Origin of the sequence: Pseudomonas sp. NFACC51, assembly GCF_900103575.1 — a bacterium.
Classification (GTDB): domain Bacteria; phylum Pseudomonadota; class Gammaproteobacteria; order Pseudomonadales; family Pseudomonadaceae; genus Aquipseudomonas; species Aquipseudomonas fluorescens_Q.
Genome location: NZ_FMXH01000007.1, coordinates 194,101 through 213,531, shown reverse-complemented (window position 1 = coordinate 213,531; position 19,431 = coordinate 194,101). Strand labels below are relative to the sequence as shown.

Genomic DNA, 19,431 nt, shown 5'->3' with positions numbered 1-19,431 from the left:
CCCTACTCCTCAGCCCGCCCGGTGCCCTCGCGATCATGCGCGTAATGTCGGCTGAACGGAAACGCCGGCAACCAGGCCTCACGGCGCACGGTCCAGCTTTCGTAGGTGGGCACCAGTTGATCGGGGGCATCCAGCGTGCCGAGGTTCACTTCGATTTCATCGCCGGTACGGGCGAACACCGACGAGCCACAGCGAGGGCAGAAAAAGCGCCCGGCGTAATCCCGTGTTTCGCCCTCGATCGTCACGGCATCCTGGGGGAACACGGCAGCCGCGTAGAACAACGCCCCGTGATGCTTGCGACAGTCGAGGCAGTGACAGAGGCCAACCCGATACGGACGGCCCGAGGCCTCGATACGCACGTTGCCGCATAGGCAACCGCCGGTGAATCGGTCCATGGTGGGTCTCCTCTGTCGTCGAGCGATCGAGATACAACCTTCGACCGCGCCTGCCTGTTCCTGGTTTAACTCATCATCGGCACTGCGATCAGCAATATTGCCGTCCCATGGGTAGCGCTCGATGCCACGACGCCGTAGCGCATGCGAATGAGCCCGCAGGCCAGGCCCTCTATCAGTGTAAACAGCAACACGGGCCAACCGAGTGGGGTGACGCTCAAGGCGAGAAAAGCATGCAGCGCCGAAAACGCCACGGCACTGATCAGCGCTGCTCGCAAGGCGCTGACGTGCAGTTCGAGGTAGCCCTGCAGGAAACCACGAAACAACACTTCTTCCAGGGCGTTGGCTCCGTAGGCCAGCACCGTCATGCCGAACAGCCAGGCCCAATAACCTGGAATCGCCGTTTCAGCCCCTTGATAAAGCCGCAGCGGCAAGCCGATCAAGCAACCCACGGCGATGCCCAGGACCAGGCCAGCCAATCGATTGCCTTTGAATAGAACGACCAGTTGCCACAAGTCCGGCAACAGGCGCGCGCTCAACGCGACCAACAGCAGCGACAAAGCGCCCAACATCGCCAGGACGAACGGGTTGGCCAGAAAACCAATCTGCAGATCGCCGTTCAGGGACCACATGCCCAAGGGCGTCATCGCATCGCGCATCAACACGAACGCCAATAGCACAATCACGATACGCAACGCTGTCTGGGTCTTGGGCGTCAACGCGAACCAGAGGCCGAAGAGCGCCAGGCCCGGCAGCAGATACAGGGTGTAGTCCAGCAGTACAACGAGTCCTTCGGCGATCATTGCGCGCTTCCCTTGGCGTCAACCGGCGCATGTTGCGCCATCAGTTCCACAACCCAATCGATGAACACTCGCAGCTTGGCGCTGATGTGCCGGTTCGGAGGATAAGCCAAATACAGCGGCATCGGCTCGAGGTGCCAGTCTTCGAACAGCGGCACCAACTCACCCTGCGCTTCATGAGGCCTGGACATGTACTTGGGCAGCCAGAGCACCCCCAGCCCCGCCAAACCAGCCGCGAGGTAGGCGTTGCCGTCGTCGATGGCTAGCGAGTAACGCCCTTTGACGTGGAGCAGCTCACCGTCACGGCGCATGGCGTAGGGCAAGGATTTGCCGGTGCGTGCCCACAGGAAACCCACGGTGCGGTGGTGCGAATCTTCCAGTTCTCGCGGATGCGCGGGCAGGCCAAATCGTGCCAGGTAACTCGGGGCGGCGAAGACGCCGAGGGCGAGATCGCCAACGCGTCGGGCGACCAGCGACTGATCCCTCAACTCACCGCCGCGCACCACGCAATCGACGTTTTCATCGAGCATGTCGACGATGCGATCACTGACGCCCATGTCGATCTGGATGTCCGGGTATCGCGCGTAGAACGCCGGCAAGGCCGGTATCAGGATCATCGCGGCCAGCGGGCTCGGCACGTCCACACGCAGTCGCCCGCGAGGTAGCGCCTGGGCGCCGGACACGCTGGTCTCGGCATCGTCCATGTCGGCCAGCAGCCGGATCACCCGCTCGTAATAAACCGCGCCGTCGGCGGTGACATTGACCTTGCGCGTGGTGCGGTTGAGCAACTTGACCCGCAACCGTGCCTCGAGCTGCTGCACCAATTGGGTCACGGTGGTTTTGCTCATGTGCAGGGTTTCAGCCGCCTTGGTAAAGCTGCCCGCCTCCACGACTCGAACGAACGCTTGCATTGCATCAAAACGATCCATCTGTGCCTCGGGTGTCGATCCGATTGTTTGGATTCTACAAACAGTGATCGCCAAGGTTGCTCGTTTATCGCCAGGACACAAGCCCCTAGAGTGCGTTCAACGTTTGGAACCCACTCTTTGATGGAGGTACTCATGACACAGCGCGACGTGGTTTTCCCACCTGGACGCCAGGCACTCTATGAGCGCAATCGCTATTCGCCGGCGATTCGTTCCAATGGTTTCCTGTTCGTCTCGGGACAGGTCGGCAGTACTGCCGAGGGCTCGCCAGAGCCAGACCTGGAGGCTCAGGTTCGGCTGGCGTTCAACAACCTGAAGGCGATTCTGGCTGCCGCCCATTGCAGTTTTGACGATGTGGTGGACGTCACGGTCTTCATGGTCGATCCCGAATCGACCTTTGAGCGGGTCTGGAGCGTTGTACCCGAGTTCTGGGGCAGCGCGCCGCATCCGACGCTGACGGCGGTGGGCGTGACGTGGCTATATGGGTTTCAGTTCGAGATCAAGGTGATTGCCAGGTTGCCCGAAACCACCTCGTGATATCGAGTGTGGGAGCGAGCCTGCTCGCGATAGCGGTGGGTCAGCTTGCATCACTGTTGGCTGTGCCGACGCCATCGCGAGCAAGCTCGCTCCCACAAGGGAATGGAAGTGCTGCGCCGGCTAACCTTTCACCGCCGCCTCAATCGCCGCAATGTCGATCTTGGTCATCGTCATCATGGCCTCGAAGGCCCGCTTGGCAACGGCCTTGTCAGGACTGGCGACCGCTTCAAGCAACACACGCGGGCTGATCTGCCACGACAAGCCCCACTTGTCCTTGCACCAGCCGCAGGCACTGGCCTGGCCGCCGTTGTCGATGATCGCGTTCCACAAGCGGTCCGTTTCGGCCTGGTCTTCAGTTGTAATCTGGAATGAAAAGGCCTCGCTGTGCTTGAACACCGGCCCGCCGTTGAGGCCAATGCAAGGGATGCCGATCACCGTGAAATCCACCGTGATCACATCGCCCTCCTTGCCCGACGGATAATCGCTCGGGGCCTGGTAGACGGCGTTCACCTCACTGTCGGGAAACGTTTTGGCATAGAACTGCGCAGCTTCCTGGGCATTGCCGTCGTACCAGAGGCAGATCCTGTTTTTATTGTTCATTCCGCTTCTCCGAAAGGGACTGGACGATAAAGTCTAGCAGTCCCCCCGAAAGTTGCAGATGGCCGGGCCTCAGGTAAACAGATCGACCCCCAACTGGAACGCAACCCACAACGCCAGGCCCGTGGCAAACATCAACGCGATGTTCTCGAACAGGTTGTTGCGGTACTCCTTGCCCAGCAGGGACTTCTGGTTGGACATGATCAGAAGGCCCAGGGAAATCACCGGCAAGCCGATGATGTTCAGCGCATTGACGCCGATGGTCAGCGTGACGAAGTCCGGCATGCCGGGAAGCGACCAGATCAGTGGTGTCACGAGGATGAACAGCATGAACCATTTGTGCATCGGGTCACGGTGGAACTCTTTGCCGTAACGCTCCCGGCGCTCGGGCCGTACGTGCTGGAAGGCGTCGGTGATGAGCATCGGGAACGCCGTGGTCTTGCCGGATATGCTGGCGAACAGCGTGGCAAACACACCGATAAAGAACACGTACCAACCGATCGAACCGAAGAACATTTCCAAGGCCTTGCCCAAATCGCCCAGGGTTTTGACCTCGATGCCGTTGGGTCGCAGGATTTCCGCACCGACGATCCAGATGGCCAGGTTGATGACGATCCCGACAAACACCGCAAACAGCAGGTCGTTACGCTGGATACGCTTGTGTTCAGGCCCCACCCACCCCTTCTGGCGCATGACATACGGATGAACGAAGTTGGCGATGGAACCGGCCACCGCACCGATCACCGAGACGGCCACCAGCAACGCGCCGTGCACCCCTTCATCGGGCGGGATACTGAAGCCGATGGTGCCTCTGACGATGCCGGCGACATCCGGGCCGGACATCACCGCCAGGGCCAGGAACGCCAGCGTCATGATCGCCAGCAGTCCTTTCATCACGCCTTCAATCATCGAATAGATATTGCGCCCGACGAGCATCCACACCGCCAACACCACCGCCACCGAACACAGCAGTGGATAGTCGACCTTGAGCAACATGGCCAAGGCTTCGCCAGCTCCCTTGATCATGTAAGCGTTCATCAGGTGCCCCATGAGCAACGCATACACCAACAGGAACCAGGCGAAAAACGGATTGAGCTGGGCATAGCCTTGCAAGATGGTCATGCCCTGGTTATTGCAGAGCTGGAAGCGCGCAATGATGTTGACGATCAGGTAACGCAGCAGCAGAGAGACCGCCAGTACCCACATCATCGCGTAGCCATAATTCGCGCCGGCCACGGATGAAGTGATCAAGTCGCCTGCGCCCAGCCAGGAAAGGACCGCGATGATGCCGGGGCCGAGAAGCTTGAGCAGGCGTACAAAACGGCCTTGCGCGGGCGCCGCAGCCTGGCCTTCAGCGGAAGGAATGCTCGTCATGGATGGAATCTCCGTTATTTTTTTTGTGAGAAACGGCCACAGTCGAACATATTAGATACGACGTCGTACAACCATTATTGTTGCCTAATTATGTAGAAATGTTTCATGGTATCCGCTCCCTAGATACCGTTGCATTCCAAGAGCAAATTGCCACTAACCCCTCTCCTGCTCGCCGTTATCGACCATCCAGCGCACCATCCTCGCCAACGGCACCCGATGCTGCTGGATGGCGCACCAACTGACGTGCTCATGGCGATACAACTCGACATAACGCTTGAGCAGCACGTGGCGGCCATCCTCGGCCAACCGCAGTTCAACCTCACGGCAATGCAGCACATCCGGATCGAGCGTGCGCATTCGCCGATGCAGGACCAACACCTCGCTACTCATCAGCGGCGGTTCCGTCCTGGCATTGCGGATGGTCCTGCACTACCGCCCCCAACTTCCCTTGCGCGACAAAATCGGCACGCCGCTGCGCCGTTGCATCGCGAAGCGCCGCGTAGTAATCCGCCTGGGCCTGCAACTGGTCGGTCAGCGGCAATGCCTCGGCGCGGCCATCGACAACGCCACCGACGGTGTTGATCGTACCCAGGGTGTCGACGGTGCTGCTGTTGTCGCCGAACGGGTCGACGGCAAAACTCAGCACCTTGCCCGACGCGTCCCTCAGGTTGGCGCTGCCCAGCAACGGCAGTTCCACGATCGGTCCGGGGGCGACGTTCCAGACGCCGAAGGTCTGGCCGAAATCGGCCTTATGGCGCTCGATGCCCAGCTCGCCCGACACGTCGATCAGCCCGACGATGCCCGCCGTGGTGTTGATGACGAACCGCCCCAGTGTGTTGACCGAGCGTTGTGCATTGCCTTGCAGCAGGTCGTTGATGAACACCTTGGGCTCACCGAAGTTCGCCACGAAGTTGTGGACGCCGGCCTGGAACATCTCCGGCAACTTGAGATAACCACGGGCGACCGGGGCCAGCACATAGTCATCCACGGTCCGGTTGAACGCGAAGATGCCGCGGTTGACCGGTTCTGCGGGATCGTGAACGGTATAGGCCGCGCGCTCACACACGCCCGGTTTTGCAGCGGGTGTGCTGGAGCAACCACTGGTGAATGCCGTCAATACAACCACAACGGTGGATCGAACAAGCAACGGAGCGGGTCTGGTGATCGGCATACAGGGTGATCTCGGCGAGGAATGGGGGCTGCCTATGCCGGTTAAAAGCCGAACACTGGCTGTTTAACTGACTGACATCGGGGCCATCCTGCCGCTGTTTCTTTGCCTGGAGATTTCCGGAATATTGCCCGTCGGCAACTTTATTGCCGGATTGAAATATATGACGCAGGCCCTGGATTGCCCCTAGTATCGCCTCCTGTATTCATTACCCTGCGTGCCCACCGTGAGCCATTTATTACTGGTGGACGATGACCTCGAAGTCCTCGCCCTCTTGCGCAAGTTCCTCGAACAACATGGCTACAGCGTGGAGGTGGCCGCCGACGGCAATGCCCTGTGGCAGGCGGTGCAGCGTCGGGTGCCGGACCTCGTCATCCTCGACGTCATGCTGCCGGGCGACAATGGGCTGGTGCTCTGCCAACGACTGCGGGCCGAGCACACGGTCGGCATCATCATGCTCACCGCCATGGGCGAATTGAGTGATCGCGTCGTCGGCCTGGAGCTGGGGGCGGACGATTACCTGACCAAACCGTTCGACGCCCGGGAGCTGTTGGCCCGGGTGCGTTCGGTCCTGCGGCGCACTGGTGAAGCCAGGGACGCGTCGAGCGACGCCTCCCGGCCGATCCTGGAGTTCGAGAACTGGCAACTGGACGTTACCCGGCGCGAACTGCGCTCACCGGACAAGGTCATGATCCCGCTGTCCGCCGGAGAGTTCGAACTGCTGCTGGTGTTTGCCGAACACCCGTGCCGGGTGCTGACGCGCCAGCAGTTGCTGGACCTGGCCCGCGGCGAAACCTTCGAGGCGTTTGACCGCAGCATCGACGTCCAGGTCAGCCGCTTGCGGCGCAAGTTGGAGACCGACATCACCGGGGCGTCGATGATCCGCACCGTGCGCAACAGCGGCTACCTTTTCAGCCCCCATGTGGTGAAGCGATGAAGCCCTCGCGCTCGGGCTCCCAACGTCCACGGGACACGGTAGCGCGCTGGATCGCCCTGACCACCATGATCGCCATGCTGACCTTGTTGGCCCTCAATGAGCTGTTCAGCCTGCTGGCCGGTGCCTGGGCGCGCCCTCCCCTGATGGAAACCGGCCTGATGGAAAAGGCCGCCGCCATCACCCGCATCATTGACTCCGTCGCCCCCGCACAACGCCCCGCGATTGCCAGGGCCGCCAGCGACCAGGCGTTCAACGCACAATGGCTGCAACGGCATGAAGACGCGCGGTTGCCGGTGATCGACGACCCGGAGTTCAGTGAAGGTTCGACGCTCCTGCGCCAACAATTGGGTCGGCCGGACGCCAGGATCGAAGCCTACGAACCGGGCGACTGGCCGGCCGACCAACCGGATGCACGCTACGCGGTGATCATCGAATTGGCCGACCATTCGTGGGTGATCTTCTCCGTGCCGTCGCGCAGTTGGGGGCTGGGCGAATGGGCGCGCAACGGGATCATCATCGCGCTGATCCTGCTCTCGACGTTGATCGTCGCGCTGATCGCCACCCGGCACCTGGCCGCACCGCTGGAACGTTTCGCCAAAGGCGCCCGGCGCTTTGGCGTCGACCACCAGGCACCACCGATTCCGGTCATCGGCCCCCACGAAATCCGCCAGGCGATCCTCGCGTTCAATGCCATGCAGGCCCAGCTCAAGCACTTTCTACAGGACCGCACGCAGATGCTCGCCGCCATCTCCCATGACTTGCGCGCGCCGTTGACCCGCATGCGCCTGCGCGGGGAGTTCATCGAGGATGCCGAACAACAATCGCGCTTGTTCAGGGACGTGGACGAAATGCAGGCGATGGTCAACTCAGCCCTGGAGTTCTTCCGCGACGATGCCCGGCTTGAACACGCCACCGCGTTCGACCTGGCTGAGCTGCTGCACACCATCGTCGATGACCTCAAGGACGCCGGCACCGAGGTCGCGTTCAAAGGTGCCCAGCGCTTCGTCTATGTCGGCCGCCCCATCGGCATCAAACGCGCCTTGGTCAATCTGATCGACAATGCGATCAAATATGGCGGCCAGCCGACGGTTCGACTCGAAGCCGACGCCCACCGTGTGGACATTCGCATCCTGGACCGAGGGCCGGGCATCGACGCCCAATACCTTGAGCAGGTCTTCACGCCGTTCTTTCGCATCGAAGGTTCTCGCAACAAGCACACTGGCGGCGTCGGGCTGGGCCTGTCGGCGGCCCGGGCGACGGTGCTGGAGCATGGCGGCACGCTGACCCTGCGCAATCGAAAAAGCGGCGGATTGGAGGCCAGGGTCTCGCTGCCGCTTGACTGAAGTGCCCGATGTGACGATCCGCGCTAAACAATCAGCGCCTTCCTCGGTAGGATGTCCGGTTTTTCCGGCCTGGGCCCTGTTCCGGGAAGGCGCTCTTGTTTGTATCGCTCGACTCAATGCCATCGTTCGCGCTCACGACAGACAGGAATCGACGGAGCCAAACCAAGGAATTCACCGATGATTCTTATCATTTATGCGCATCCCTACCCCGACAAATCGCGGGTCAACCAGCAGATGCTCAAGCGAGTGTCGACCAACCCGGACGTGGTCATACGTTCGCTCTATGCGCTTTATCCCGACTTCGATATCGACGTCGAGGCGGAACAGCGTGCGGTGGAACAAGCAGAGCTGGTCGTGCTCCAGCACCCGATGTACTGGTACAGCACACCGCCCTTGCTGAAGCTGTGGATCGATAAAGTCTTCACCCACGGCTGGGCCTATGGCAAAGGCGCCACGGCGCTCAAGGACAAGTCCCTGCTGTGGGCCGTGACCACCGGTGGCGATCAGGGGCATTTCCAGATCGGCGGCTACCCAGGCTTTGCCGCACTGGCCCAACCGCTCCACGCCACGGCCCTCTATTGCGGCATGCGCTGGCTGGAGCCGGTTGTCGTGCATGGCGCCTATGCCGCCGAAGCGGATGCCCAACACGTCCAAATCGAACACTATGCCGCTCGCCTGGCCGCCTGGAAGGAAGATTGAAGTGGAAACTCACAGCCTGATTGAAATGCTCATCTACCTGGCCTCGGCGACGCTGATCGTACCCATTGCCGTTCGATTTGGCCTGGGCCCGGTGTTGGGTTATCTACTGGCCGGGTGCATCATCGGCCCGTGGGGGCTGAAGCTGATTACCGATGTAAAAGCCATCCTGGAGTTCGCTGAAATCGGCGTGGTGCTGATGCTGTTCATCATCGGCCTCGAGCTCGACCCCAAACGGCTCTGGGCCCTGCGCAAGATGGTGTTCGGTGGTGGCGCCCTGCAGATGCTCGCCTGTGGCGCTGCCATTGGCTTGTTCTGCACGGCCCTTGACCTGAGCTGGACGGCAGCGCTGCTGGTCGGCCTGACCCTGAGCCTGTCCTCCACGGCCATCGCCATGCAGGCGATGAACGAACGCAACCTGACCGCCACCGCGGTCGGGCGCAGCAGCTTCGCCGTGCTGCTGTTCCAGGACATCGCGGCCATTCCGCTGGTGGCAATGATCCCGTTGTTGTCGGCCCACGGCGACACGCCTTCGGGCACGGCGCTGTTGCTATCGATTGGCAAAATCGTCGCTGCCATCACCATCGTCGTGCTGTTGGGGCGCTACGTGACGCGACCGCTGCTGCGCTTCGCCGCGCGGTCAGGCTTGCGCGAGATCTTCAGTGCCGTGGCGCTTTTCCTGGTGTTCGGCTTCGGTTTTCTGCTGGAGGAAGCCGGTTTATCGATGGCCATGGGCGCGTTCCTCGCCGGCGTGCTGCTGGCCAGCTCCGAATACCGCCATGCCCTGGAAAGCGACATTGAACCGTTCAAAGGCCTGTTGTTGGGCCTGTTCTTCATCGGTGTCGGCATGTCGATCGATTTCGGCACCCTGATCGACGCACCGCTGAAAGTCGTCACCCTGACCCTGGGCTTCATCCTGATCAAGCTGCTGGTGATCAAGATGGCGGGCCGGTTCCTCAACGTCCCCGCCGGCCAGCGCTCCTGGCAGGCGGTGTTGCTGGGCCAGGGCAGCGAATTCGCCTTCGTGGTGTTTGGCGCGGCGACCGTGGCCGGCATCTTGACCGATCAATGGGGCAAGAGCCTGACCCTGGCGGTGGCCCTGTCCATGTGCCTGACGCCCTTGCTGATCGTGTTGCTGGATCGGTTCGAGTCCGTCGCCAAGAAAAACAAACGCGAATCCGACCTCGTCGACCAGCAGAACCCACGGGTGATCATCGCCGGGTTCGGCCGTTTCGGGCAGATCGCCGGACGCCTGCTGATGTCTTGCGGCGTCGAAGTGGTGGTATTGGATCACGACCCTGACAACATCGAGACGCTGCGTAAATTCGGCGTGAAAGTCTTTTATGGCGATGCCACGCGCCTTGATCTGCTGCACGCAGCCGGCGCGGCCCAAGCGGTGGTGTTGATCAATGCGATCGACGATCGAGAAGACAACCTGACGCTGACCCGGCTGGCCCAGGAGCACTTCCCCGCGTTGCAGTTGATCGTGCGGGCGCGGGACATGGGCCACCTCATCACCCTGCGACAGATGGGCGTGGAGGCGGCCGAGCGGGAAACCTTCGAGAGCGCGCTGGCATTGGGTCGCAGTGCACTGGAGCACATGGGCGTCGGGGCTTACGAAGCGCGTGAGCGGGCGGATCAGTTCCGCCGGCTGAACCTCAAGATGTTGGAGGAGATCGTCGCCCAGCCGGAAGACGACCTCAAGTTTCGCCACGATGCCTATCGGCGCGCCAACGCGCTGCTCACGGACATGTTCAACGAAGACCGTGCCCGCCCCGTCGACAACTGGCAGGAACACCATCGCAACGAAACCGACAAGACGCCGGGTTGACCGGCGTCATACCCGCCCGAACTTGCGCCGGTATTCCATCGGCGTCAGCCCGGTCAACGCCTTGAACATCCGCTGCAAGTTGGAGCTGCTGCTGAACCCCAGCTCGGCGCCGATGCTGGCGAGGGGCAGCGTGGTCAACGTCAGACGCTCGCTGACCTGGTTCAACTTGATGCGCCGGGCGTAGGCCGCGACGGCCTGCCCCGTCTCACGGCTGACCTTGCGCGCCAGGGTGCGCTCGGACACCGCCAACTGGCTGGCCAGTGCCTGCACAGTGACCCGCTCGGCCGGCATCTGTTCGATCAACCCATGCAACTGCCGCAACCATCCGCTGGGTTGCTCGATCAGGGCAATGCCCTGGAACGCCGCATGGGGAATGGCTGGGCGCGGCAGCACCATGAGCCGCGTGATATCGCGCAGTACGTCGCTGCTGACACTTCGCTCAATGAGTTTTTCGGCGATGGGCAGGTAACCGTTCACCCCAGACGCGGTCGCCGTGCGCTCGTTGAACACGCAGTTCCGCTCGCTTTGCCAATGGACTTTTCGATACTGCTGCTGCATCGCCTGCGCCAGCCACCAAGTCACCGTCGCACCCTGCCCGTCCAATCGGCCGGCGGCGGCCAGCAGGCAGACACCGGTGCAATAGGACCAGAGCTGAAGCGATCGGGCATGGTTCGACAGCGCACTCACGAGGGCTGTCTGTTCAGCCAGCAGCGCATTCATCTGCTCGGCCGACTCGGCCCAGAAACCGGGAACCAGGACAGCATCCAGCCCGGCGCTGCCCAACGCCGCTTCCGCCTGCAGGGTCACGCCATGGGCACACACCACCGGCCCGGCCTGCAACGCGATGTAGCGGGCCTCGAACAGCGCCCGCCCTCTTCTGCGGTTGGCGGCATGCAGCAGATCGGCGAACGCGAACAGGCCGGCGGGCATGCAGCCGGGAAATAGAAGCAAACCGATTCGAAGTTTGTTTGTCATGGCCTGAAACGAATCAAAGATGTCAGATCCGGCCATTATGCACACGGGACCGGATCGGCACCATGAAGCACTCGCTCAACAGGAACGCCTCATGAACATCCAGCAGATCCGTAACGCCACGATCATTCTTGAAATCGGCCCGTATCGCGTGCTCGTCGACCCGATGCTGGCTAGCCAGGGCACGCTGCCGCCGCTTCGCCTGTTTGGCGCCACGCAACGCAATCCGCTGGTGGCACTTCCGGCCTCGACAGCGCAGGCCCTCGAGACCGTCACCCATTGCTTGATCACCCACTGCCAGAAAGGCCATTTCGACCATCTGGACCGCGCGGCCAAGCGCTGGCTGAGGGAAAAACAGATCCCGGTCATCTGCACGCCCCATGACGCGCCCTATCTCAACAAGCGTGGCTTGAATGTCCAGGCGCTCGCCCAGGCCCATGACCAACCCACCCCATTCCTGGGCGGCACTATTCGCACGGTCCGGTGCACCCACGGGCGGGGCCTGGTGGGCAAGTTGATGGAGCATGGCGTCGGCTACCTGATCGAGCTGCCCGGCGAACCGAGTGTCTACCTCACCGGCGACACCGTGCTCACCCCCACCGTGTGCGAATTCGTCTTGCGACACCAGCCACAGGTCAGCGTGGTTCCGGCGGGCGGGGCACGATTCGACATCGGCGGCGACATCATCATGGGCATCGACGAGACGCTGGAATTCACCCGTTTGTCCCGCGGGACCGTGGTGGCCAATCACCTGGAAGCGATCAGCCACTGCCCGACGACTCGCAAGGCCCTTGCCGCAGCCGCCGCGAAGGCCGGTGTCGAAGACCGGTTGTTGATACCGGAAGATGGCGAGACGTTGGTTTTCCAGGCGGCCTAGGCCAATGCGTCCAGCTCGGCAAGCATCGGCGCAGGGATCTTCAGCTCACTCGCCGTGAGGTTTTCCCGCAGGTGCGCCAGGGACGATGTGCCGGGAATCAGCAGCAGATTCGGCGCACGTTGCAGCAACCACGCCAGGGCCACGCACAGCGGTGACGCCTGCAAGCGCGCCGCCACGCTGGAAAGGGTTTGCGATTGCAGCGGTGTGAAGCCGCCCAAGGGGAAGAACGGCACGTAGGCGATGCCCTGCCGGCCCAGGTCGGCGATGAGGTGTTCGTCGTCGCGATGGGTCAGGTTGTAGTGGTTCTGCACGCAGACCACCTGGGCAATGCCTTGGGCCTGCTTGACCTGCGCGGCCGTGACGTTGCTCAGCCCCAGGTGACGGATGAGGCCCTGGCGCTGCAGCTCGGCCAGTGTCGTGAACGATTCCTCAATGGAGTCTTCCGTGGGCGAATGCAGGTCGCCCCACACCCGCAGGTTGACCACGTCCAATACCTCCACACCCAGGTTGCGCAGATTGTCGTGGACCGCCCGGGTCAGCTCGGCGGGGCTGTGGGCCGGGTTCCAGGACGCATCGGCACCGCGCACGGCACCGACCTTGGTCACGATGACCAGGTCCTGGGCATAAGGGTGCAGCGCTTCACGGATCAGTTGGTTGGTGACATGGGGCCCATAGAAATCGGCGGTGTCGATGTGGTTGACCCCGCTCGCCAATGCTTCGCGCAGCACGGCGACGGCGGCCGCCGGGTCTTTCGGCGGTCCGAAGACCTGGGGCCCCGCCAACTGCATCGCGCCGTAACCCATGCGATTGACCGTGCGATCGCCCAGTAAAAAGCTGCCTGCCTTGCCTGCAATGTTCATCTCGTAGCCCTCGGATCAATGTGCGTGGGCCGACTATAGACGTTGACCATTCTCATGATAATCAGGTGCAATCAGCACAGGTTGTACGACGGAGAGAACAATGGCGACGGATATTCAAGACTTGCTGGCCTTCGTGGCCGTGGTCAACGCGAAGGGCTTTCGTGAAGGCGCGCGGCTGAGCGGCAAGTCTGCCTCAAGCCTGAGCGACGCCGTACGCCGGATGGAGAGCCGGCTCGGCGTACGCCTGCTCAATCGCACTACCCGCAGCGTGGTACCGACCGAGGCCGGTGCCCGGTTGATGGAACGCATCGTCCCGGCCCTGGGCGAGGTCGAGGCGGCCATGGACGTGGTCAACGACTTTCGCGACCGTCCTTCGGGCACCCTCAGGCTGAACGTGCCAGTCAGCGCGGCCCGGCTGGTGTTGCCGGCGATTATCACGCCGTTCCTGAAAAGCTATCCCGACATCCGCCTGGAAGTGGTCACCGAAGAAAGCTTCGTCGACATGCTGGCGGCCGGGTGTGACGCTGGCATTCGCTACGACGAGCGCCTGGAGCAGGACATGATCGCCATCCCCATCGGCCCACGGTTCCAGCGCTTCGCCACGGCCGCCGCCCCGGCATACCTCGATGCCCGGGGCAGGCCGGAACATCCCAGAGACCTGCTGGAACACGCGTGCCTGCGGGGCAAGTTCCCCAGCGGTGCCATGCCGCTGTGGGAGTATGAGCGCGGCGGCGAAACCATCAGCGTCGACCCGAGCGGCCCGTTGATCACGCGCATTGGCGGTGCGGTGGACCTGTCGGTGCAAGCCGCTGTAGACGGTCTGGGCATCGTCTACCTGTTCGAAGACTGGTTACGACCGTACCTGGACAGCGGCGCCCTCGAACCGGTACTCGAACCCTGGTGGCAGCGCTTTACCGGCCCATTTCTCTACTACCCCGGCCGCCGCTACCTGCCCTCGCCATTGAGGGCTTTCGTGGACTTCATCAACGCACAACAGTGTGGGAGCGAGCCTGCTCGCGAAGGCATCGGCACAGCCAACCTCTCTGCAAACTGACACACCGCCCGCTCGTCTCCCCGCCGCAAGGATTTTCGAACCAAGCCATTCGCCACGGCTCGGACCTACATGACACCGCTGAAAGCCATGCTGACGCGCTTCGACGTCACGGCTTGAACAGCGGGTGGATCAAGGCTTCTTTGCATTCACTGCCGGGAGTTTTCGTTATGTGTGACGGTCTTGTTCAACACGTTTCTTCAAAAGACTCCCTGGCGTATTTCGCCCAGCGAGACACGCCCGGCAGCCGTTTCGGTGCAAGCGTGACGCCCTTGGACCTGTACGTGACAACGCCGCCCAAGGTCCAGGAGCGCCAGAGTCTGATCAAGCCAAACATGCAGGTCAGCGCCATTCGTCGTCGCGGTGGGCACTTGGAGTGCATCAAGGTTCGCTGGGGTTGGTCGCCAATCTGGTCGGTCGGGACGATGCCGCCCCTGACCCATCTACCCTTGCATCTGGTGATGCGCTCCAAGGTCTTCGACCCCATCAAGCACGAAGGCCGCGTATTGGTTCCCGTGGAGGGTTGGTATGAGTCACAAGCCCCCGCCTCGCCCTCCCAGGCGCAACGCCTCACCTACACGACCGCCCGGCAGCCGGCCCCGATTTTCCTGGCTGCCCTGGCCCAGGCCAGCGAGACCCCGTTTGGCTGTGACGGCCTGACCCTGGTGACGTATGGCGACATCGCCAGCCAGCAGCAGCGGGTACTGGCCTTCAGTGCCGAAGATGCGCTCGAATGGCTGGAGCCCGCGCTGGGATGGGAACAGGCACAACAGCTGGCCGCACGCCTGAACGGCGCGCAACCGCACCTTGAACCGGCAATGACAACCCACCGTCCGGCCCAGGGCGGACTTTGACTTCGGGAGATAAAGCCATGTACGTGATCATGGGCGCCACAGGTCACGTTGGCTCGGCCACAGGCCGCGCCTTGCTGGCGCCAGGGCATGCCGTGATTATCATGACCCGCAACGCCACCCACGCCACTGAATGGCGGGCCAGGGGCGCTCAAATCGTCGAAGCGGACGCCGAAAACGTCGAGTCGTTGCGCGCAGCGTTTCGGCTCGGGCGCAGGGCATTCATTCTCAACCCGCCAGCGGCTCCCAGTACCGATACCGATGCGGTGGAACGGCGCACGGTCGCCAACATCCTGGCCGCCCTCGACGGATCGGGTCTTGAGAAAATCGTCGTGCAATCCACCGCCGGCGCCCAGCCTGGCAGGCGTATCGGCGATCTCAGCGTCTTGTGGGAATTGGAAGAAGGGCTGCGCAACCAGTCGATCCCGGCGGCGATCAATCGCGGCGCTTATTACATGAGCAACTGGGACAGCCTGCTCGATACCGTCCGCGAGACCGGCAAGCTGCCGACGCTGTTTCCAGCCGACCTGGCCTTCCCCATGGTTGCGCCTCGGGACCTGGGCGAAGTGGCGGCCGCGCGATTGCTATCGTCGGTGGATGACATTGGCGTGCGTAACGTGCAGGGGCCTGGCCTGTACTCGCCCAACGATGTGGCGCAGGCTTTTTCCCAGGCGCTCGACCGACCGGTCGAGGTACAGGTGATACCCAGGGACCGATGGGAAAGCACCTTCCAGAGCCTCGGCTTCAGCCCCGCTGCGGCGCAATCCTATGCGCGCATGAGCGCCGTCAGCCTAGACAGCGGCTTCGACGTGGGCGACGACGCCTTGCACGGCACCATGACGCTTGAGGCCTACATCCAGACACTGGTGCAAAACAACAGGCTGGGAGCGCACGGATAAAGGAATGCAGGAACGGCGCGGCAATGAACGGTAAACTGCGGCGCTCCTTTTTCTTTTCCAGCATGAGGTTTTGCATGAGCAACCCAGACATCACGTTTATTCCAGATCCGGATGCGGACTCCATTTCCTCCGACGTCGCCGGTTTCGGCGGCCTGCTGGTTTCCACGCAAATCCCCACCCACGCCGATGGCAGCCTGGAGCTGGGCGACATCACCCTGCAGAGCGAATGCACGCTGCAAGCCCTCAAGACTGCCTTGGAAGGCGCCGGCAGCTCCATGGACCGGGTCCTGCACCTGACCATCTACCTGACCGACATGGCCGACCGCGCCGCGTTCAACGAGGTCTACAAACGCTTCTTCGCCAAGCCTTGGCCGGTTCGTGCGGCGGTGGGTGTGGCAGCGCTGGCGGTTGAAGGCATGAAAGTGGAAGTGACGGCGATGGCGGCGAAGGGCTGAACGAGCGCCTTGCACCTTTGTAGCGCTGCACTGCTTTTGTGGCGAGGGAGCTTGCTCCCGCTGGACTGCGCAGCAGGCCCAGTTCTTTTGTTTCGACCCAAACTCTTGGAGCGGCTCGCCATACAGCGGGCCCAAGCTCCTGGCCACAACAGCCGCTCGAACATGCCCCAAATGCGCGATTGCCACGCAAATCGTCACTTTCGCACCTAGCCCGCTTCCTGCACGGGGTCTAAAGTGCGCCGTTTTCCCTCTTCACGGCCTCCTTATGAATCTCTGGTTTCGACTGTTGCTGATGCTGTTCCGCCGCCCGTGGCGCAAGCCGGCGGCGCCCCTGGACACCACAGTGGTGCGCATGCGGGTATGGCCGCTGGACCTGGACCTCAATCGCCACGTCACCAACGGACGCTACTTCACGTTGGCCGATGTGGGACGCATGGATTATGTGCTGCGCAGCGGCGCCTACAAAGTGGCGTTGCGCAACCGGGCGGTGCCGATCGTGGGGGATGTCTGGGGCAAGTTCAGGCGGGAATTGAAACTGTTCGAGGCGTTCGAGGTGCACACCCGCCTGCTCGGTTGGGACGAAAAATGGACGTTCATGGAGCACCGTTTCATCAGCCAGGGACGTGTGGTCGGGGTGGTGATCATGCGCGGCCTGTTCCGCTCGGCCAAAGGCACGATTGCACCGGCTGAGTTCATCCGCGAGTTGGGCCTGGCCGAACAATCGCCCGCCGTGCCCGACTGGCTGGTCGCCTGGTCGCAAAGCTGCGACGGCTTGAGCCTCGAGCTTCGCCAGGAGGAAGGTGAGCCCCCACGCTAGCCAGCACACCACTTACCTGTGGCGAGGGAGCTTGCTCCCGCTGGGTGGCGAAGCCGCCCCAAGAATTTGTGCTTAAACAAAAAACTTGGGCCTGCTGCGCAGTCCAGCGGGAGCAAGCTCCCTCGCCACGGGGGCTTACCCCAGGCCTCTGCGCCATTCCCCTCGCCAATCCCCGCCTATACTTCTCTGCCAATCCCCCCCGGGGCCTGCACTTCCAACAATAAAAAGCAGAGGTGGAACATGGTCTGGCAACAAGTCTACGATCCCTTCGGTAATGCGGTGCTGTCGACGCTCCTGGCGGCGGTTCCGGTGGTGGTGATGCTGGCGTCCCTGGCGTTCTTTCATGTCAAGGCGCACCTGGCGGCGTTGATGGCCTTGGCCTCGGCCTTGCTGATCGCCATCTTCGCCTTCGGCATGCCCGCCGGCATGGCCGGGTCAGCGGCACTTTACGGCGCGGCCAACGGGCTGCTGCCCATTGGCTGGATTGTCCTCAACATCATCTTCTTGCACCGCCTGACCACCGAAAACGGCTCGTTCAAGGTCCTGCAGGATTCCCTCGCCCGCATCACCGACGACCGACGCCTGCAATTGCTGCTGATCGCCTTTTGCTTCGGTGCGTTCTTCGAGGGCGCCGCGGGTTTCGGGACGCCGGTGGCGGTGACCGGGGCGATCCTGATCGGGCTGGGCTTCTCCCCCTTGGCCGCCTCGGGCCTGGCGCTGATCGCCAACACCGCGCCCGTGGCCTTCGGCGCCCTGGGCACGCCGATCATCACCCTGGCCAAAGTCACCGGGCTGGATGAAATGGAGCTGTCGATGATGGTCGGTCGGCAGTTGCCATTTTTCTCGGTGCTGGTGCCGTTCTGGTTGATCTGGGCGTTTGCCGGGTGGCGCAAGATGCTGGAGGTCTGGCCGGCGATCCTGGTGGCCGGTGTCAGCTTCGCCATCCCGCAGTTCCTGGTGTCGAACTACCACGGGCCGATGCTGGTGGATGTGATTGCCGCGCTGATTTCCATGGCCTGCCTCACCGGTTTCCTCAAGGTCTGGAAACCGGCCACGGTGCACACCTCCGCCGCGCTGTCCGGGCGGGTCGACAACTCGAAGATCGACGCCAGCGAGGATGAAAAACCCGTCGCCAGCGCGGCATTTTCCAGCGACACCCGCTCCGCCGTGGGACGGGCCTGGATGCCCTGGATCATCCTCACAGTGTTCGTGTTCGCCTGGGGCACCCAAGGCTTCAAGAACCTGTTCGACACCCGTCCGGCCATCGACCCCCAGACCCAATCGGCCCGCCTGGATCCCCAAGGCAAGCCGATGCGCGAGGCCAATCCGATCTTCTCGCCCCTGGTGACCTTCGGCACCATCCACCAGCAGATCGAAAAAGTCCCGCCCGTGGTGCCCCAGCCTAAAACCGAGGAAGCGGTCTACAAGTTCAACTGGTTCACTGCCACGGGCAGCGGCATCTTCCTGGCGGCGATTCTCGGTGGCTTGCTGATGGGCTATTCCATCCCGCAACTGCTGCACCACTACCTGCGAACGCTCTGGGTGGTGCGCTACTCGCTGATTACCATCGTAGCAATGTTGGCCCTGGGGTTTCTCACGCGCTACTCAGGCCTGGACGCGACCATGGGCCTGGCCTTCGCCGCCACGGGCATTTTCTACCCCATGTTCGGCACCTTGCTGGGCTGGCTCGGCGTGGCGCTGACCGGTTCGGACACCGCCTCCAACGTGTTGTTTGGCGGCTTGCAACGAGTCACGTCCGAGCAACTGGGCATCAGCCCGGTGTTGATGGCCGCGGCCAACAGTTCCGGTGGGGTGATGGGCAAGATGGTCGACGCGCAGTCGATCGTGGTCGCCTCCACCGCGACCCGTTGGTACGGTCACGAAGGCGAAATCCTGCGCTACGTGTTTTTCCACTCGGTGGTGCTGGCGATTCTGGTGGGCGGGCTGGTGACGTTGCAGGCGTATGTGGCGCCGTTCACGCATATGGTGGTGGGAGGACAGTGACAGAGGATCGGGCATGATCGGGCTGTTGTGGCGAGGGAGCTTGC

At 62.4% G+C, this 19,431-nt stretch carries 21 protein-coding genes; 12 read left to right on the top strand and 9 right to left on the bottom strand.

Annotated elements, in window-relative coordinates; all coding sequences use genetic code 11:
• Positions 1-2: 2 nt before the first annotated feature.
• The 3 genes from BLT00_RS16190 to BLT00_RS16180 all read right to left on the bottom strand — a co-directional run bounded on the left by BLT00_RS16190 (position 3) and on the right by BLT00_RS16180 (position 2,121).
• Positions 3-395, bottom strand: a complete 393-nt coding sequence (locus BLT00_RS16190; protein ID WP_092144548.1) for a GFA family protein — start codon at positions 393-395, stop codon at positions 3-5.
• Between the two features lie 65 nt (positions 396-460).
• On the bottom strand, positions 461-1,195 hold the full coding sequence (locus BLT00_RS16185) for a CPBP family intramembrane glutamic endopeptidase (protein WP_092144546.1): 735 nt from the start codon (positions 1,193-1,195) through the stop codon (positions 461-463).
• The gene (locus BLT00_RS16180; RefSeq protein ID WP_063320537.1) at positions 1,192-2,121 is read right to left on the bottom strand and encodes a LysR family transcriptional regulator; all 930 of its coding nucleotides are present in this window, start codon (positions 2,119-2,121) and stop codon (positions 1,192-1,194) included. The genes BLT00_RS16185 and BLT00_RS16180 overlap by 4 nt, the downstream gene beginning before the upstream one ends.
• Positions 2,122-2,253: 132 nt before the next feature.
• Between BLT00_RS16180 and BLT00_RS16175 the strand changes: the two genes are divergently transcribed.
• On the top strand, positions 2,254-2,655 hold the full coding sequence (locus tag BLT00_RS16175) for a RidA family protein (protein WP_092144544.1): 402 nt from the start codon (positions 2,254-2,256) through the stop codon (positions 2,653-2,655).
• Between the two features lie 120 nt (positions 2,656-2,775).
• Here the strand turns inward: BLT00_RS16175 and BLT00_RS16170 are convergent, their stop codons facing one another.
• The 4 genes from BLT00_RS16170 to BLT00_RS16155 all read right to left on the bottom strand — a co-directional run bounded on the left by BLT00_RS16170 (position 2,776) and on the right by BLT00_RS16155 (position 5,797).
• Positions 2,776-3,255: a VOC family protein gene (locus BLT00_RS16170; RefSeq protein WP_092144542.1), complete on the bottom strand. Its 480-nt coding sequence runs from the start codon at positions 3,253-3,255 to the stop codon at positions 2,776-2,778.
• Positions 3,256-3,324: 69 nt separating this feature from the next.
• The gene (locus BLT00_RS16165; RefSeq protein ID WP_063320534.1) at positions 3,325-4,626 is read right to left on the bottom strand and encodes an Nramp family divalent metal transporter; all 1,302 of its coding nucleotides are present in this window, start codon (positions 4,624-4,626) and stop codon (positions 3,325-3,327) included.
• A gap of 153 nt (positions 4,627-4,779) precedes the next feature.
• Positions 4,780-5,016: a hypothetical protein gene (locus BLT00_RS16160; protein WP_063320533.1), complete on the bottom strand. Its 237-nt coding sequence runs from the start codon at positions 5,014-5,016 to the stop codon at positions 4,780-4,782.
• Complete coding sequence (locus BLT00_RS16155; RefSeq protein ID WP_092144540.1) at positions 5,009-5,797, bottom strand: MlaA family lipoprotein; 789 nt, start codon at positions 5,795-5,797, stop codon at positions 5,009-5,011. The genes BLT00_RS16160 and BLT00_RS16155 overlap by 8 nt, the downstream gene beginning before the upstream one ends.
• Positions 5,798-6,020: 223 nt before the next feature.
• Between BLT00_RS16155 and BLT00_RS16150 the strand changes: the two genes are divergently transcribed.
• The 4 genes from BLT00_RS16150 (at position 6,021) to kefC (ending at position 10,601) form a co-directional block, all read left to right on the top strand.
• A complete protein-coding gene (locus tag BLT00_RS16150; protein WP_092144537.1) occupies positions 6,021-6,731 on the top strand; it encodes a response regulator in 711 nt (236 codons plus the stop codon).
• On the top strand, positions 6,728-8,074 hold the full coding sequence (locus BLT00_RS16145) for an ATP-binding protein (RefSeq protein ID WP_092144535.1): 1,347 nt from the start codon (positions 6,728-6,730) through the stop codon (positions 8,072-8,074). Before BLT00_RS16150 ends, BLT00_RS16145 begins: the two co-directional genes overlap by 4 nt.
• A gap of 177 nt (positions 8,075-8,251) precedes the next feature.
• Complete coding sequence (kefF, locus tag BLT00_RS16140) at positions 8,252-8,773, top strand: glutathione-regulated potassium-efflux system oxidoreductase KefF (protein ID WP_092144533.1); 522 nt, start codon at positions 8,252-8,254, stop codon at positions 8,771-8,773.
• 1 nt (position 8,774) lies between these two features.
• Positions 8,775-10,601, top strand: a complete 1,827-nt coding sequence (gene kefC / locus BLT00_RS16135; RefSeq protein WP_092144531.1) for a glutathione-regulated potassium-efflux system protein KefC — start codon at positions 8,775-8,777, stop codon at positions 10,599-10,601.
• Positions 10,602-10,607: 6 nt separating this feature from the next.
• Here the strand turns inward: kefC and BLT00_RS16130 are convergent, their stop codons facing one another.
• Positions 10,608-11,576, bottom strand: a complete 969-nt coding sequence (locus tag BLT00_RS16130) for a GlxA family transcriptional regulator (protein ID WP_092144724.1) — start codon at positions 11,574-11,576, stop codon at positions 10,608-10,610.
• A 91-nt stretch (positions 11,577-11,667) separates the two neighbouring features.
• Between BLT00_RS16130 and BLT00_RS16125 the strand changes: the two genes are divergently transcribed.
• Entirely contained in the window at positions 11,668-12,450 is a 783-nt protein-coding gene (locus tag BLT00_RS16125) for an MBL fold metallo-hydrolase (RefSeq protein ID WP_092144529.1), read from the top strand.
• Here BLT00_RS16125 and BLT00_RS16120 read toward each other — a convergent pair.
• The gene (locus BLT00_RS16120) at positions 12,447-13,310 is read right to left on the bottom strand and encodes an aldo/keto reductase family oxidoreductase (protein ID WP_092144527.1); all 864 of its coding nucleotides are present in this window, start codon (positions 13,308-13,310) and stop codon (positions 12,447-12,449) included. The genes BLT00_RS16125 and BLT00_RS16120 overlap by 4 nt on opposite strands.
• Before the next feature lie 100 nt (positions 13,311-13,410).
• Between BLT00_RS16120 and BLT00_RS16115 the strand changes: the two genes are divergently transcribed.
• The 6 genes from BLT00_RS16115 to BLT00_RS16090 all read left to right on the top strand — a co-directional run bounded on the left by BLT00_RS16115 (position 13,411) and on the right by BLT00_RS16090 (position 19,387).
• Positions 13,411-14,364, top strand: coding sequence for a LysR family transcriptional regulator (locus BLT00_RS16115; RefSeq protein ID WP_063320525.1), 954 nt, complete (start codon positions 13,411-13,413; stop codon positions 14,362-14,364).
• Between the two features lie 167 nt (positions 14,365-14,531).
• The gene (locus tag BLT00_RS16110; RefSeq protein WP_092144525.1) at positions 14,532-15,215 is read left to right on the top strand and encodes an SOS response-associated peptidase family protein; all 684 of its coding nucleotides are present in this window, start codon (positions 14,532-14,534) and stop codon (positions 15,213-15,215) included.
• Positions 15,216-15,232: 17 nt separating this feature from the next.
• Positions 15,233-16,111, top strand: coding sequence for an NmrA family NAD(P)-binding protein (locus tag BLT00_RS16105; protein ID WP_092144523.1), 879 nt, complete (start codon positions 15,233-15,235; stop codon positions 16,109-16,111).
• A gap of 74 nt (positions 16,112-16,185) precedes the next feature.
• Positions 16,186-16,566 carry a RidA family protein gene (locus BLT00_RS16100; protein ID WP_079301342.1) on the top strand — a complete coding sequence of 127 codons (381 nt, stop codon included), beginning with the start codon at positions 16,186-16,188 and terminating at the stop codon, positions 16,564-16,566.
• A gap of 265 nt (positions 16,567-16,831) precedes the next feature.
• Positions 16,832-17,383: a thioesterase family protein gene (locus tag BLT00_RS16095; protein ID WP_092144521.1), complete on the top strand. Its 552-nt coding sequence runs from the start codon at positions 16,832-16,834 to the stop codon at positions 17,381-17,383.
• Positions 17,384-17,623: 240 nt separating this feature from the next.
• Positions 17,624-19,387, top strand: a complete 1,764-nt coding sequence (locus BLT00_RS16090; RefSeq protein ID WP_063320520.1) for an L-lactate permease — start codon at positions 17,624-17,626, stop codon at positions 19,385-19,387.
• The last annotated feature ends 44 nt before the right edge of the window (positions 19,388-19,431 follow it).

Coding starts and splice junctions, on each gene's coding strand:
- BLT00_RS16110 (WP_092144525.1), top strand. CDS start 14,532: ATGTGTGACGGTCTTGTTCAACACGTTTCTTCAAAAGACTCCCTGGCG.
- BLT00_RS16160 (WP_063320533.1), bottom strand. CDS start 5,016: ATGAGTAGCGAGGTGTTGGTCCTGCATCGGCGAATGCGCACGCTCGAT.
- BLT00_RS16090 (WP_063320520.1), top strand. CDS start 17,624: ATGGTCTGGCAACAAGTCTACGATCCCTTCGGTAATGCGGTGCTGTCG.
- BLT00_RS16115 (WP_063320525.1), top strand. CDS start 13,411: ATGGCGACGGATATTCAAGACTTGCTGGCCTTCGTGGCCGTGGTCAAC.
- BLT00_RS16125 (WP_092144529.1), top strand. CDS start 11,668: ATGAACATCCAGCAGATCCGTAACGCCACGATCATTCTTGAAATCGGC.
- BLT00_RS16145 (WP_092144535.1), top strand. CDS start 6,728: ATGAAGCCCTCGCGCTCGGGCTCCCAACGTCCACGGGACACGGTAGCG.
- BLT00_RS16120 (WP_092144527.1), bottom strand. CDS start 13,310: ATGAACATTGCAGGCAAGGCAGGCAGCTTTTTACTGGGCGATCGCACG.
- BLT00_RS16155 (WP_092144540.1), bottom strand. CDS start 5,797: ATGCCGATCACCAGACCCGCTCCGTTGCTTGTTCGATCCACCGTTGTG.
- BLT00_RS16180 (WP_063320537.1), bottom strand. CDS start 2,121: ATGGATCGTTTTGATGCAATGCAAGCGTTCGTTCGAGTCGTGGAGGCG.
- BLT00_RS16165 (WP_063320534.1), bottom strand. CDS start 4,626: ATGACGAGCATTCCTTCCGCTGAAGGCCAGGCTGCGGCGCCCGCGCAA.
- BLT00_RS16175 (WP_092144544.1), top strand. CDS start 2,254: ATGACACAGCGCGACGTGGTTTTCCCACCTGGACGCCAGGCACTCTAT.
- BLT00_RS16185 (WP_092144546.1), bottom strand. CDS start 1,195: ATGATCGCCGAAGGACTCGTTGTACTGCTGGACTACACCCTGTATCTG.
- BLT00_RS16190 (WP_092144548.1), bottom strand. CDS start 395: ATGGACCGATTCACCGGCGGTTGCCTATGCGGCAACGTGCGTATCGAG.
- BLT00_RS16100 (WP_079301342.1), top strand. CDS start 16,186: ATGAGCAACCCAGACATCACGTTTATTCCAGATCCGGATGCGGACTCC.
- BLT00_RS16095 (WP_092144521.1), top strand. CDS start 16,832: ATGAATCTCTGGTTTCGACTGTTGCTGATGCTGTTCCGCCGCCCGTGG.
- BLT00_RS16130 (WP_092144724.1), bottom strand. CDS start 11,576: ATGACAAACAAACTTCGAATCGGTTTGCTTCTATTTCCCGGCTGCATG.
- BLT00_RS16105 (WP_092144523.1), top strand. CDS start 15,233: ATGTACGTGATCATGGGCGCCACAGGTCACGTTGGCTCGGCCACAGGC.
- BLT00_RS16170 (WP_092144542.1), bottom strand. CDS start 3,255: ATGAACAATAAAAACAGGATCTGCCTCTGGTACGACGGCAATGCCCAG.
- kefF (WP_092144533.1), top strand. CDS start 8,252: ATGATTCTTATCATTTATGCGCATCCCTACCCCGACAAATCGCGGGTC.